This window comes from Brachyspira sp. (assembly GCF_029258575.1).
Lineage (GTDB): Bacteria > Spirochaetota > Brachyspiria > Brachyspirales > Brachyspiraceae > Brachyspira.
The window spans coordinates 12564-26188 of sequence record NZ_JARHYI010000042.1; the positions used below are offsets into that span (position 1 = coordinate 12564).

Sequence of the window (13625 nt, forward strand, 5' to 3'; positions counted from 1 at the left end):
TTTTGCATTATTATTATAAAATTATCCGAAAAAAATAGTATAACTTTACATAATATAATGTTTTTATGTAAATATTAGGGGATTTCACTATGTTTAAAAATAATATTTTGAAAGTGATTATAGCTTTATCAGTTGTTTTATTTGTATTTGTAGGCTGTCAAAAGAAGGCTGATAAGAATAAGTTATATGTTGGTACTAATGCAGAATTTGAACCCTTTGAATACAGAGAGGGAGATAAAATAGTTGGTTTTGATATGGATTTAATAGCAGAAGTGGCTAAATTACTTGGAAAGGAAATAGAAATAATAGATATGCAGTTTGACGGACTTCTTCCTGCTTTAGAGGCAAAAAAGATTGATATAATTGCTGCAGGAATGACAGCTACAGAAGAGAGAAAACAATTCCTTAATTTTACAGATCCTTATTACAATTCTAGACAGTCTATAGTAGTTCAGTCAAATAATACTGAAATAACTTCTTTTGATAATTTCACTGGTAAAAAGATTGGTGTTGTATTAGGATATACAGGAGATATTTTAGTAAGTGAAATGGCTAATGTTGAAGTTCAGAAATTCAATACTACTTCTGAAACTATATTAGCTTTAAAATCTCAGAAAGTTGATGCTATAGTATTGGATTATGAGCCTGCTAAAAATTATGTTGCTCAAAATCCTGAATTAAAATTAGTAGAAACTGATGCTGCTGTTGAGGAATATTCTATAGCTATGAGAAAAGAAGATACAGAACTTCTTGCTCAAATAAATGATGCTTTAAAAACACTTAAAGAAAACGGAACTTATGATACTTTAAAAATCAAGTATTTTGGAAAATAATATATATTTTATATCTTCTTCTTATTTTTCTTAATTTATCATAAATTAGGATTATATGGAGAAGATATATTTTTTTATAAAGGTTTATATATATGCTGGAATATTTAGAACTGCTTAAATTAATCTTTATTACAAATGATAGATATATTTATATTTTAAAAGGATTAATATTTTCTGTAGGTACTACAGCATGTGCTACTATACTAGGTGTTATATTAGGTATATTCGTAGCTTTACTTCAGCTTTCTGAATTTTACCCATTCAAAAATTTTAATAAATTAGCTAATTTTAATCCTCTTTCAAAGATAGCATTTTGGTATGTTAATATTTTAAGAGGAACTCCTGTGGTTGTTCAGCTTATGATATGGGCTAATGTTATTTTTGTTGATAGTTTAAGGAATACCCCTATACTTATTATAGCGGCTATTGCTTTTGGAATTAACTCTGGGGCTTATGTTGCTGAGATTATAAGGGCAGGTATACAGAGTTTAGATAAAGGACAGATGGAAGCAGCTAGAGCATTAGGAATGAATTATTCTTTATCTATGAGAGAGATTATAATACCGCAGGCTATCAGAAGAATACTTCCTCCTCTTGTAAGCGAGTTTATAGCATTATTAAAAGAAACTTCAGTAGTTGGATTTATAGGGGGTGTTGATTTATTAAGATCCGCAAATATTATTACAAGTCAGACATATAGAGGTGTTGAGCCTTTGATTGCTGTTGGAATAATATATTTTATACTTACTTCGGTATTTGCTATGATTATGAAGAAAGTAGAGGAGGGTTTAAGAGAAAGTGATTAAGATTAGGAATTTACATAAGAAATTTGGTAAATTAGAGGTACTTAAAGGTATAGATGTTGATATTTCCAAAGGAGAGATTATTGCTGTTATAGGACCCTCTGGAAGCGGTAAATCTACTTTTTTGAGATGCATAAATAGATTAGAAGAACCTTCCGAAGGAGATATTATTATCAATGGTAAAAATATCATGGATAAAAATACTGATATTAATTTTATGAGACAGGAGCTTGGAATGGTATTTCAGCATTTCAATTTATTTCCTCATAAAACAGTTATGGAAAATATTACTTTATCTCCTATGAAAGTAAAAAAAATATCAAAAGATAATTCTGAGAAAAAGGCGATAAAGCTTCTTGAAAAGGTAGGTTTGGTTGATAAAAAAGATGTATACCCTAATAAACTTTCAGGCGGACAGAAACAGAGAATAGCTATAGCAAGAGCTTTGGCTATGGAGCCTGATATTATGCTTTTTGATGAGCCTACTTCTGCTTTGGATCCTGAAATGATTAAAGAGGTTTTAGATGTTATGGTTGAGCTTGCCAAAGAAGGCATGACTATGATTATTGTTACCCATGAAATGGGTTTTGCTAAGAATGTTGCTACTAGAATACTTTTTATGAATGATGGAAAAATACTTGAAGATGAAGAGCCTAATGAGTTTTTCACTAATCCTAAACATGATAGAGTTAAAGAATTCCTATATAAGGTATTAAATCATTGATAATTATCTTATTTGATTTGATTAAAGTTAAAAGTTGACAATAGTTATCTTTTAATATATAATTACAGCGAAATAAATAATATACAAATAAAAAATTAATAAATAGAGGTGTAATATGTCAGGACACTCCAAGTGGGCTAGTATTAAACATAAAAAAGCTGCAAATGATTCAAAAAAAGGTAAAATTTGGTCAAAAATAGCGAAAGAAATAACAATCGCAGTAAAAGAAGGGGGAAGCCCAGACCCAGATCAGAATGCTAGATTAAGAATGGTTATAGTTAAAGCTAAAGGTACTAATATGCCTAATGATAATATAGACAGGGCTATAAAAAGAGGGACAGGTGCAGGCGAAGGTGTTAATATTGAAGAAATGTCTTATGAGGGTTATGCTCCTGGAGGAGTTGCTATCATAGTGGATGTAGCTACAGATAATAAAAATAGAACTGCTGCTGAAATAAGATCTATATTTAGTAAGAACGGCGGAAACTTAGCTGAAAATGGTGCGGTTTCTTGGCAGTTCAAGAAGAAAGCAATTGTAATGATTCCTGCTGCTGGAAATACTGAAGAGAGTTTAATGGATATAGTGCTTGATGCAGGTGCTGAGGATATAGAACAAGATGATGAAGTATTTACTATTACAGGACCTATGGAAACTTTATCTTCTATAGTTGATGCTTTGAAAAGTAAAGGTATTGAACCTGAAAGTGCTGAAATAGTTCGTGTGGCTGATAATACTATGACTATAGCTGAAAATGATGCTAAAAAAGTTATAAAAATCATAGGATTATTTGAAGATCATGATGATGTTTCTGCTGTAGCTACTAATTTAGAAATCACTGATAACTTAATCGAAGAATAATAATTATTTGTCATAATAAATGATAACTTTAGGAATAGACCCGGGATTTGCTAGATGCGGATATGCTTTTATAGAAGCTAAAAATTCTGAATATAAAATAGTACATTCCGGGCTTATTGAAACTTTTTCCAATCAAAATTATAATCAAAGACTTACATTTATATTCACTCAATTAGATGAGCTTATAAAAAAATACAAGCCTGATAATGCTTCTATAGAGGAGCTTTTCTTTTCAAAAAATACAAAAACTGCTATAAAGGTTGCTGAGGCACGTGGCATTATAATATTAGCTCTCACTCTAAATCAAATAGAGTTTGAGGAATATAAGCCAAAGGAAGTAAAATCACAAATAACAGGTAATGGAAATGCCAATAAAGATGCTATGATGAAAATGGTTAATCTCTTCACTGGTTCCAATATTATTCAAGATGATACTGCCGATGCGGTGGCAATAGCTTTGGCTCATGCATCAAGAAACAGAATTCTCAAATAACAGGCTTTTGATAATTTATATCATCTATCAAATAAATATTTTCTTTATGATTGGTTTTAGGTAATTCTGTATCATTAGTTTCAGAACTTTCATTTTTATTTGATTCATTTTTCTGAAGTATTATAGAATCAAATTCTGATTTATAATTTTCTAATATTGTATCATTGAAGTTGGCATTCAATAAAATTTCACTTAATTGATTCAAATCATAAACATATGTATAAGTATATTTTGTATTATTAATATTTTCTACTGCTCTTAGAGCTAAGGTATTGTATGATAGCATTTCTTTTAAAAATACTATGCTTTTTTGACTTGAGCTTTGTGAATTAGTTAATGAATAAAATTTGCCTTCTCCGTATTTATTTAATGTTGTATTTCTAGGTTCATTTTTATCTAATCTATAAATTATGTCTATATTATCATTAGTCATACTAAAATTTTTTTTGTATATGATAGATGGGGTATATAAATTTATATTGATAGAATTGCTATTTATTTTTATCATAAATGTATTAAAATTTAAACTTCTTTCTTCTTGTTTTTTGATGAAAATAGAAATTTCTTTATCGTCTGTTATAGGATCTATTTTTTCAACTATATGCCATTTATCCAATGCATAGTACTCTGAATATAACATAGAACAGCTTATAAATATTATAGTCATTATCATTTTTTTCATAATCGACTCCATTGGTTTCTATGTATATATTATGATAGTTTTATGAATTTAAATCAATAAAAAATATATAAATAAAAAATTTTTTTAAGATTTTAGTTTACATATTGAAATAAAAACAGCAAGAAATCTAAAATTAGACTTCTTGCTTAAATAAAAATTTATTTTACATTAATTTTTTTCACTTCTATTTTATCTAAAAAACTATTCATCTTTTCAAATGATGTAAGTCCTTCACTAAATGCTGTAGCAGTTGCTGATGCTATTGCATATTTATAAGCATCTAATATATTTAAATCTTTACTTATTCCATATACAATACCTGCCACCATAGCATCTCCAGAACCTACAGAACTTACTAATTGTCCATTTGGAGCATTGCCTATATACGCTTCATCTTTATTAACTAAAGCAGAACCTTCTTTTCCTAATGATACTAAAACATTTTCACTTCCGTCTTTTACTAATTCTTTAGCATAAGTGATAATATCATAAACAGAACGTATATCATTTCCAAAATACTCTGATAATTCCTTTCTATTAGGTTTTGTAAGAAAGACTTTTTCTTTTACTGCAATTTTAAAAGCATTTTCTCTGGAGTCCAATATTATTTTTACATTATTTTTAGATTTTGTTTTTTGTATTATATCTTTATAAATATCATCTTTCACAGAGATAGGAACACTTCCAGAAAGTATAAGTATATCATTATCTTTAATACTATCTATAATAGAAAGTAAAACATCTATATTTTCTTGAGATATATTAGGAGATTTACCCATTATTTCTGTTTCATTTTTTGTAGTTTTTATTTTTACATTTATTCGGCTATTTTCTGATAATGTAATAAAATTATCCTTGATTCCATATTTATTTAAATCTGATTTTATATATTCTCCTGTAAAACCTCCGCAAAAACCCAAAGCTATTGATTCTACACCAAAATTTTTTAATACCTTAGAAACATTTATCCCCTTACCTCCAGCTAAAGTATAGGAATTATTAACTTTATTTAGTTCCCCTTCATCAAGTTTATTCATATCCATATAATAGTCTATTGCTGGATTTAATGTTAAAGTATAAATCATAAAAAACTCCTATAAAAATATCTGTATTAATTATACATCAAAAATAAAAAAATAATACTCAATAATAACTTTTTATACTGAACTCAATATATATCAATTATATTTTCACTTTTAAAAACTATTTCATCACCGCATTTTTAACTTTTTAAATAATATGGATTATTATATAATATTCCCTTAAAATTATCTCTATTTATTTCTGTAATTTTAACCCACATTCTCTCAGGAATTATTTCAGGGGTATCATTTTCTTCAGTAAAAATTAATTTTACTAAATCATTAATTTTAAAGAATCAATTTCTTCTTTAGAAGGTATTTCAAAAGTACATGTATACTCTTTATTTAATTTCAATGCATTTTCTAAAAAATATTTAGTCATAAAAAATTATCCTCCAATTATATTATTAAAAACATAATAAAATTTTAACAATAAAATAAAAAAATAATTCTTTGACTTTTTTTTCAATTTATTTATACTTTAGTTATAAATTAAACTTTTTTTATTTGGAGTATTTAATATGGCTGTTTTAGTATGTGGAGGAGCTGGATATATAGGCTCTCATGTAGTTAATGAACTTTTAAAGCAGAATATAGAAACTGTTGTAATAGATTCATTAGAGTATGGACATAAAGAAGCTATTAAAGATTGTAAGAATTTTTATCATGGTAATATTGGAGATAGTGCATTACTTGATAAAATATTCAGCAGTCATAATATAGATTCAGTTATGCATTTATGTGCTTATATAGAAGTTGGGGAAAGCGTACAAAATCCTGCTAAATATTATCATAATAATGTATCTAATTCTATAAATCTTCTTAATGCTATGCTTGAAGCTAAAGTTAAGAATTTTATCTTTTCTTCTACAGCGGCAGTTTATGGAGAGCCCGAATCTATACCTTTAAAAGAAGACTGCAGAAAAGAGCCTACAAATCCATATGGGGACAGCAAATTGGCATTAGAAAAAATACTTTCTTGGTATACAAAAGCTTATGATTTTAATTATGTAGCTTTAAGATATTTTAATGCTTCAGGAGCTCATCCAAACGGACATATAGGAGAAGATCATAATCCTGAATCTCATTTAATACCATTAATACTTCAAGTGCCTCTTGGTAAGAGAGAATCTATAAAAATATTTGGAGATGATTATCCTACACCAGATGGTACTTGTCTTAGAGATTATATACATGTATGTGATTTGGCTTTAGCACATATTGCTGCTATGAATTATTTAAAAAACGGAGGAAATAGTGTGGCATGCAATTTAGGAAATGGCAATGGATTCAGTGTAAAAGAAGTTATTGAAGTAGCTAGAAAAGTTACAGGACATCCTATACCTGCAGAAATTTGTCCTAGAAGGGCAGGGGATTCCTCTGAACTTATTGCAAGCAGCGACAGAGCAAAAGAAGTTTTAGGCTGGACACCTACTATAGATTCATTAGAGATAATAGTTCAAACAGCTTGGAATTGGCATAAGAATCATCCTAATGGATTTAATGACAGATAAATTTTTATAAACAATAAAAAATAATTAAAGAGGCTTCAATATATAATTAGAGCCTCTTTTTTATAAATCCCGCCCTATAAGTTTTCTGTTTCAATTTGTATTAGAGAATTATCTTTTCTTTTTCTGTCAATTAAGAAAATATTACTGCCCGCCCAAGTGAGGATTAAATTTTTTGCTTTCTTTACCGCACGGTGAGCAGATTCTTATATATAATTAAAATAGAAATGATTAATGAAGTGATAGATTTAGTATCATTTAGCGTGCGTTGTGTATATTGCAAATTTAAAAAACACTTGGGTGGGGATGCTTTTTTTATTTAGTATTAAATTTTATTAATTTGCTTTTTTAATATGAATTTTTATATATAAAGGGTGGGGTGTGTAATATAGATTTAAAAGAAAAAGATATAAAAAAGGGACTTTTTAAAGCCCCCTTTTATTATTTTTATTTATATAATTGTATTATCTATTTCTATAATAAGATTTATTATATCCGCCTCTGTCATTATATCTTTTATTGTATCCGCCTTTTCTTTTAGAATAAATTTTCACGCTTCTATATGGCGGCTCTCCATCACTTTTAGTTTCAACATCTTGATCATTTTGTAATTCTAAATGTATGATTCTCCTTTCATAAGGGGACATAGGATCTAAAGCTACAACTCTCCTAGTTTTTTTAGCCTGCTGAGCAGCCTGACGAGCTATATGTTTTAAAGTTTCTTCTCTTCTTTCTCTATATCCATCAACATCTAATATTATATGTCTTTCAGTATCATCATTAAATTTTTTAGATGCTATTAATGAAATTATAAATTGTAAAGATTCTAATGTAGCACCTTTTTTTCCTATTAAAACTCCTGAATCATCTGTTGAAATATTGATATAAATTCTTTTTTGGCTTTCTTCCTTAGCAGTAACTTCAGCTTCAATCCCCATATATTTTAGTATATTAGATACTATAGATTGAAACTCACCTAAATTAGTAGAAATTTCTTCATAATAAACTCTTATGATTGTAGGAGACTCTTCTCCAAACCCTAATAATGTACGCTTTCCTTTATCTATTACCTCAATTCTAACCTGATCTTCTGTAAGATTAAGTTCTTCCAGTGCCTTATTAACGGCTTCCTTTTCTGATTTACCACTAAACTCTTTTACTAACATAATGTAGTATCCTCCTTTCTATATGATAAAGTAATAATTTTTTATTACTTTTAGTTTGCTAACAATTATCTCTTTTTTCTCTTTTTCTTCTTCATATTTTGTTTACTTTCTTCTTCGATAATCACTTCATTAGAGCTAGATTTATCTATTTTTGAAGTTATAAATTGCTGAATAACTCCAAATACATTCTGAGCAGTCCAATATAATGCAAGTCCACTTGCAAAGTTATAAAACATAAAAAGCATCATAAGCGGAAAAATAGTTGTCATCATTTTCATCTGATTAGCTGCTGCACCGCTACCTGCAGTAGAACTAGTAGGTTGTAGTTTCATACTTAAATAACTAGTTACTGCCATCACTATAGGGAATAAATTGAAATTAAATCCTCCCAATATAGGTATGCCAGCAGGAAATACAAATAATTTATCAGGTGAAGAAAGGTCGGATATCCATAAAAACGGAGTATTCCTTAATTCTACCATTGACTGCATAAGATAGAAAAATGCTATTAATAATGGAAATGGAAGAAGCATAGGAAGACATCCACCCAAAGGATTAATTTTTTCCTTTTTATAAATAGCCATTATCTCAGCATTTAATTTATCAGGGCTATCTTTATATTGTTCTCTTATACGCTCTATTTTAGGATTAACTAATTGCATCTTTTTCATAGATTTATATGAAGCATGATTAAGTGGGAAAGTTACAATTTTAAATAATAATGTAAATAGTAATATAGCCCAAGCATAATTGTTGGTAACTTTATATAAAGCATTAAGTATAATATCTAATATATAAGTTAAAGGTCTTAAATTAAGTCCTAAGAAAGATTCTTGGAATATAGATTCATAAGATTCTTCAAGATAATATTTAGAGAAAATACTTCTTACTTTAGGACCTATAAATACTGAATAATCATCAGTAATAGAACTACCACTTTTAATAGTATGTTTAGATACTAAATTTGCTAAATGGAAGTCATTTCTATATTCATTAGTTGAAGGCTTAGAAAAAGTCATAGTTTCAAAAACAGTATTATTTGATTGAGCTGGAGAAGATATAATAGCAAAATATCTATTATTCAAAGCAACCCATTTATCTTGCCCCTCATATATATTGTATTTCATTTGATTTGTTTTTATTCCTTTAGAATAAGAACCAAATAATCTTGAGAAAATATTTTCTTTTACTATATCTCCAGTTAATAGTATTTTAGATTTTCCATTTCCCTTTATTAGATACTGAGCTTTTGTAGCATCTTCTCTAACGGAGTTTTTATCAGTTCTATAAGGACCTATTCCAGTACCTAAGAAATATGAATAAAATAATGACATATCTTTTTCACTCATATTTTCTATTGTAACTGAATTTTTCAATTGATAAGGATCTTCACCGAAAGTAAATGTTTTTGTTATTTTTACTTCAGAATTATCAATAATAACATTTGCAGTATATGTAACTTTATCTCCATTTTCTTCTAATAGCTGATAATTTAAATTTTCAGGTATAGCAATAGAATTTGAAAGATTTTGGAAAGTTACAGTGAATGGGTATATTCCCTCATAAACCTGTTCTACCATATCAATAGTTTCATTTGTATAATTGCTTCCTAAATCTTGTGGATAATAATTTTTTAATTTATATGAGTATAAAGCCCCATTTTTAAAAACTGCTATAACATGTTCATTTTCAATTGTTTTTTCATTATTAAGTGCTACATTTGTATTTTCTATTTTCTGCATTTGAGCAGTATTTAACATAGGGTTTTCAGTTGTTATATTATTGCTAGTTACAGTAGAATTTGTATTTATGTTAGAATTATAAACAGGTTTTACTGTTTTAGCTTGATAGAACATATATAGAAACATTATTATAGCTGAAAGTCCTATAGCTATAACCATTCTTTTATTATTGCTCATAAACTATTAAAGCTCCTTCAATCAATTATTAAACAAATGAGAATTTTATTTAAGCAATTAGAAAAGGACGATGGTCTAGCGTATAAAAAATATTATGGCAAAGGGTCATATATTTTTTTTGCTAGAGGATTACATCTCAGCACTCTATAAATTGCAAGAAAACTTCCTTTAATAGCTCCATATTTAATGACAGCTTGTTTAGCATATTCAGAACATGAAGGTATATATCTGCAAGAAGGTTTTAAATAAGGTGAAATAGCCTTTTGATACAAAAAAATCAATAATAGAAGAATTTTTTTCATAAATAATAAACCTTCTGGAATAATTTTAATAAGTCTCTTTTACAATCACTAAATGAAGGGAATTTATAACTATCAAATCTATTAACTATAATAAAGTAATCATATCCCACAGGAATTTTATCTTTTTGAGTTCGGTATATTTCTTTAATTATTCTTTTGGCTTTATTTCTGCCTACAGAATTAGTTTTATTTTTTTTAATAGTTACACCAAATCTGGAATATGAGCGATTATTTTTCAATATTAGTATTGTATATTTAGAATTATAAATTCTTTTAACTTCGCTATGATTATTGAAAAATGCTGATATATCGTTTCTTTGCTTCAGTCGCTCTTTTATATATAATTTCGATGAGCGTTCCCTCCAACAGTTTTCCATAAGTACTGCTTAAATAATTGCTTAATATTTTTACTCATCTGCAGCAGTTAAGCGGTATCTGCCTTTTCTTCTTCTGCGTTTTAAAACATCTCGTCCATGCTTAGTTGCCATACGTTTAAAAAATCCAAATTTTCTAGCACGGCGCAACTTACTTGGCTGATAAGTTCGTTTCATGTATGTCTCCTTATAAAGATTATATATTTCTTTATTAAATATTTTCTATAGAAAAAAATTACATAAGTATACTGAAGTATTGTACTATATAATACTCATTTTGTCAAGTACATAAAAAACCGCATAATAACTGTTATTATATATATTGTATTTTTATTTTGTTATAATTATTTACGAATTTGATATTATATTATTTAATGATATAATATTAAAATGAAAAAATATTTACTTGAGAATAAATTAGAAGATATTACTCCGTTAATAGAAAATTTATCGAATGATGTGAAGAAATATATACCAAATAGTGAAATAGATTTATTTAACGCAGCATTATATGAAGTGATTATGAATGCTATAGAGCATGGAAATCTTAATATACTATATGAAACAAAAAAAGAATGGCTCAAGAAAAATATTTATCATAAAAAATTAAAAGAACTTTTAAAAACGGAAAAAGCTAAAAATACAAATGTTGAAATAAAATTAGAATTACCAGAAGAAAAAGAAGATAAGATTATTATTATGGTTAAGGATCAAGGTCTTGGATTTAAACCAAAGCAGGAAGCAAAAAAAATAAATAATGATGGTTTCGCACGTGAAAACGGAAGGGGAATTATGATGATTAAGTCGTATTTTGATGAGGTTAAATTCAATAAAAAAGGCAATGCCATAACTTTAATAAAGATAATAAAAAAAGAACAATAAAAAATAAAAAAATAATTCAAAGAGATTTTAGATTATGTCTAATGATAAAAAAAAGAAAAAAGTAAAAAATACAAAATATTTTCGTAAATCTCCTCCTATACAATTGGATACTGGATTTGTCAGTTTAGAGAGATTCATAGCTATAAATGAATATGATGATGGATCTTTTTCTAGAGAATATAATTGTGATATAATAAATAGAAAAGGAAGAGATGCGGTTATTATAGTACCTTATGCTTATATAGATAATCAAATACATGTTCTTATGATAAGCACATTCAGACCTGTAGTATATTATAGGGAGAAGGTTATGACGGGAAAAAGTCATGAAGAGATTGATGAGCATATTATGAATTTTTTAGAGTTTCCTGCTGGAATGCTTGAGGAAGATGAGATAAATGAAAAAAATCCTAATCAGGGAATAAAAAAGTGTGCTAAGAGAGAGCTTGAAGAAGAGACTGGATATAATGTAGATTTAAAAAATATAAATGTACTTGGATATAGATATTATAGTTCTTCAGGTATAATAACTGAGAGAATTAATATTGCCACTTGCGATATAACAGGATTAACTCCTAAAAAAGAGATTAAAACAGACGGATCTGTTATGGAGGAAACTATAGAGGCTTTTTTTGTACCTTTTGATAAAGCTATGAGATGGTGTAAAGATGGAGTTATAAAAAATGCTGGTACAGAAATAGGGCTTCATAGGCTTTATTTTTCTATACTATATGAGCATCAGAAGAATCATAATATTATACTTCAAAAAAGACTTCATATTCTGCTGAACGAAATAAATTCTCTTAAAAAAAGTGCTGAGCATTATAATAAATTGATAAGAGAGTTTAAAGCTACTGTTTCCCATGAATTAAGGCATCCTTTTACAGAGATTATGGGGTATCTTAATTTACTCAAAAAAAATAATATGTCAGAAGAAAAAAGAGAAGAGTTCTTTAATATAGTTTCAAGAAGCATTAAGAAACTTTATGATACTAATAACAATCTTATACAAATAGCTTTAAAAGATGATGAAAGTTCAAAATATGTATCTGAATTCAATATAGAAGAAGAGCTGAACATCATTATAGATGGTTATAAATTCATTTATCCAAAAGATATAAATGTAGAAATGAATATAGAAAAAAACTGCATTACATTAATAGGATATCATGAAAGATTCAAATTAATCATGGAAGGAATAATATCGAATGCATTCAAATTTACTAAGTCTGGAACTATATCAATAAATGTAAGAACTTTAGATACAATAGAGAAAAAAGAATTAGATTTTTCGCCTGATTTATTTAATTATCATACAATGAAAAATATAATACCTAATGAAATAGAGATAATAGTAAAAGATACTGGAAAAGGTATAAAGCAAAGTAAATTAAAAAAAATATTTATACCATTTTATCAGGCAGATTCAAGATTTGAAAGAGAGTATGGAGGAATGGGAATTGGTTTATCTGTTGTAAAGGATTTGCTTTATACTATGCAGGGGATTATTAATATAGATAGTTCTGAAGGAGCTGGAACTATAGTAAAATTGAGAATGCCTTTTGGAATACCTGCTAAATAGTCTTATTTATACTTAATTAAATAAATTAACGCACGGTAAAAAAAATTTTATTTATTACTAATATTATTATCATTAATTAACATATATTTTTAATTTCGTTTTGCGTGCGGTTATAGATCAGCAAATTTAAGAAAAGCTTGGGCGGGTGCTGAAAATTCTAATTAGGGCAGAAAAGTGGTATAAGATTAAATTATATATTAGGATGATAAACATAAAGGGTGGGCGTATGTATATGAAATTTTATTTACATACCCCTCCCTTTATTTTTTACTGCCTTTATAAAAGATTACGATGCATTTTTTCTTATTATCAATTAAGAAATATTAACACCCACCCTAGCTTTTTTTAAATAAAAAAGTAAGTATGTATTAAAAATGTTGATAAAATTGACTTTTTAATAAAATTTTATTATG

At 27.4% G+C, this 13625-nt stretch carries 16 protein-coding genes; 8 read left to right on the plus strand and 8 right to left on the minus strand.

Annotated elements, in window-relative coordinates:
- Positions 1 to 89: 89 nt before the first annotated feature.
- From Q1J76_RS03300 to ruvC, 5 genes are all read left to right on the plus strand, one after another.
- Positions 90 to 833: a basic amino acid ABC transporter substrate-binding protein gene (locus tag Q1J76_RS03300; RefSeq protein ID WP_300366747.1), complete on the plus strand. Its 744-nt coding sequence runs from the start codon at positions 90 to 92 to the stop codon at positions 831 to 833.
- A 92-nt stretch (positions 834 to 925) separates the two neighbouring features.
- Entirely contained in the window at positions 926 to 1639 is a 714-nt protein-coding gene (locus Q1J76_RS03305; protein WP_300366750.1) for an amino acid ABC transporter permease, read from the plus strand.
- Entirely contained in the window at positions 1632 to 2360 is a 729-nt protein-coding gene (locus Q1J76_RS03310; protein ID WP_300366753.1) for an amino acid ABC transporter ATP-binding protein, read from the plus strand. The genes Q1J76_RS03305 and Q1J76_RS03310 overlap by 8 nt, the downstream gene beginning before the upstream one ends.
- 115 nt (positions 2361 to 2475) lie before the next feature.
- Entirely contained in the window at positions 2476 to 3219 is a 744-nt protein-coding gene (locus tag Q1J76_RS03315) for a YebC/PmpR family DNA-binding transcriptional regulator (protein WP_300366756.1), read from the plus strand.
- 19 nt (positions 3220 to 3238) lie between these two features.
- Complete coding sequence (ruvC, locus tag Q1J76_RS03320; protein ID WP_300366759.1) at positions 3239 to 3712, plus strand: crossover junction endodeoxyribonuclease RuvC; 474 nt, start codon at positions 3239 to 3241, stop codon at positions 3710 to 3712.
- Here the strand turns inward: ruvC and Q1J76_RS03325 are convergent.
- From Q1J76_RS03325 to Q1J76_RS03335, 3 genes are all read right to left on the minus strand, one after another.
- Positions 3705 to 4394: a hypothetical protein gene (locus tag Q1J76_RS03325; protein ID WP_300366762.1), complete on the minus strand. Its 690-nt coding sequence runs from the start codon at positions 4392 to 4394 to the stop codon at positions 3705 to 3707. The two genes, ruvC and Q1J76_RS03325, sit on opposite strands and share 8 nt — an antisense overlap.
- 158 nt (positions 4395 to 4552) lie before the next feature.
- The gene (gene pfkB / locus Q1J76_RS03330) at positions 4553 to 5479 is read right to left on the minus strand and encodes a 1-phosphofructokinase (protein WP_300366764.1); all 927 of its coding nucleotides are present in this window, start codon (positions 5477 to 5479) and stop codon (positions 4553 to 4555) included.
- Between the two features lie 137 nt (positions 5480 to 5616).
- Complete coding sequence (locus Q1J76_RS03335) at positions 5617 to 5697, minus strand: hypothetical protein (protein ID WP_300366836.1); 81 nt, start codon at positions 5695 to 5697, stop codon at positions 5617 to 5619.
- 300 nt (positions 5698 to 5997) lie between these two features.
- Between Q1J76_RS03335 and galE the strand changes: the two genes are divergently transcribed.
- Entirely contained in the window at positions 5998 to 6990 is a 993-nt protein-coding gene (gene galE, locus Q1J76_RS03340) for a UDP-glucose 4-epimerase GalE (protein WP_300366767.1), read from the plus strand.
- Positions 6991 to 7451: 461 nt separating this feature from the next.
- Here galE and jag read toward each other — a convergent pair whose 3' ends face one another.
- From jag to rpmH, 5 genes are all read right to left on the minus strand, one after another.
- On the minus strand, positions 7452 to 8153 hold the full coding sequence (gene jag, locus Q1J76_RS03345; protein WP_300366770.1) for an RNA-binding cell elongation regulator Jag/EloR: 702 nt from the start codon (positions 8151 to 8153) through the stop codon (positions 7452 to 7454).
- Between the two features lie 65 nt (positions 8154 to 8218).
- Entirely contained in the window at positions 8219 to 10072 is a 1854-nt protein-coding gene (gene yidC / locus Q1J76_RS03350; protein ID WP_300366773.1) for a membrane protein insertase YidC, read from the minus strand.
- Between the two features lie 92 nt (positions 10073 to 10164).
- A complete protein-coding gene (yidD, locus tag Q1J76_RS03355; protein WP_300366776.1) occupies positions 10165 to 10374 on the minus strand; it encodes a membrane protein insertion efficiency factor YidD in 210 nt (69 codons plus the stop codon).
- Positions 10371 to 10751 (minus strand): ribonuclease P protein component, encoded by a 381-nt coding sequence (rnpA, locus tag Q1J76_RS03360; RefSeq protein WP_300366779.1) that lies wholly within the window; start codon positions 10749 to 10751, stop codon positions 10371 to 10373. The genes yidD and rnpA overlap by 4 nt, the downstream gene beginning before the upstream one ends.
- Before the next feature lie 30 nt (positions 10752 to 10781).
- Entirely contained in the window at positions 10782 to 10925 is a 144-nt protein-coding gene (gene rpmH, locus Q1J76_RS03365) for a 50S ribosomal protein L34 (RefSeq protein ID WP_008723263.1), read from the minus strand.
- A 213-nt stretch (positions 10926 to 11138) separates the two neighbouring features.
- Between rpmH and Q1J76_RS03370 the strand changes: the two genes are divergently transcribed.
- Positions 11139 to 11630 (plus strand): ATP-binding protein, encoded by a 492-nt coding sequence (locus Q1J76_RS03370; RefSeq protein WP_300366791.1) that lies wholly within the window; start codon positions 11139 to 11141, stop codon positions 11628 to 11630.
- A gap of 34 nt (positions 11631 to 11664) precedes the next feature.
- On the plus strand, positions 11665 to 13212 hold the full coding sequence (locus tag Q1J76_RS03375; protein ID WP_300366794.1) for an ATP-binding protein: 1548 nt from the start codon (positions 11665 to 11667) through the stop codon (positions 13210 to 13212).
- The last annotated feature ends 413 nt before the right edge of the window (positions 13213 to 13625 follow it).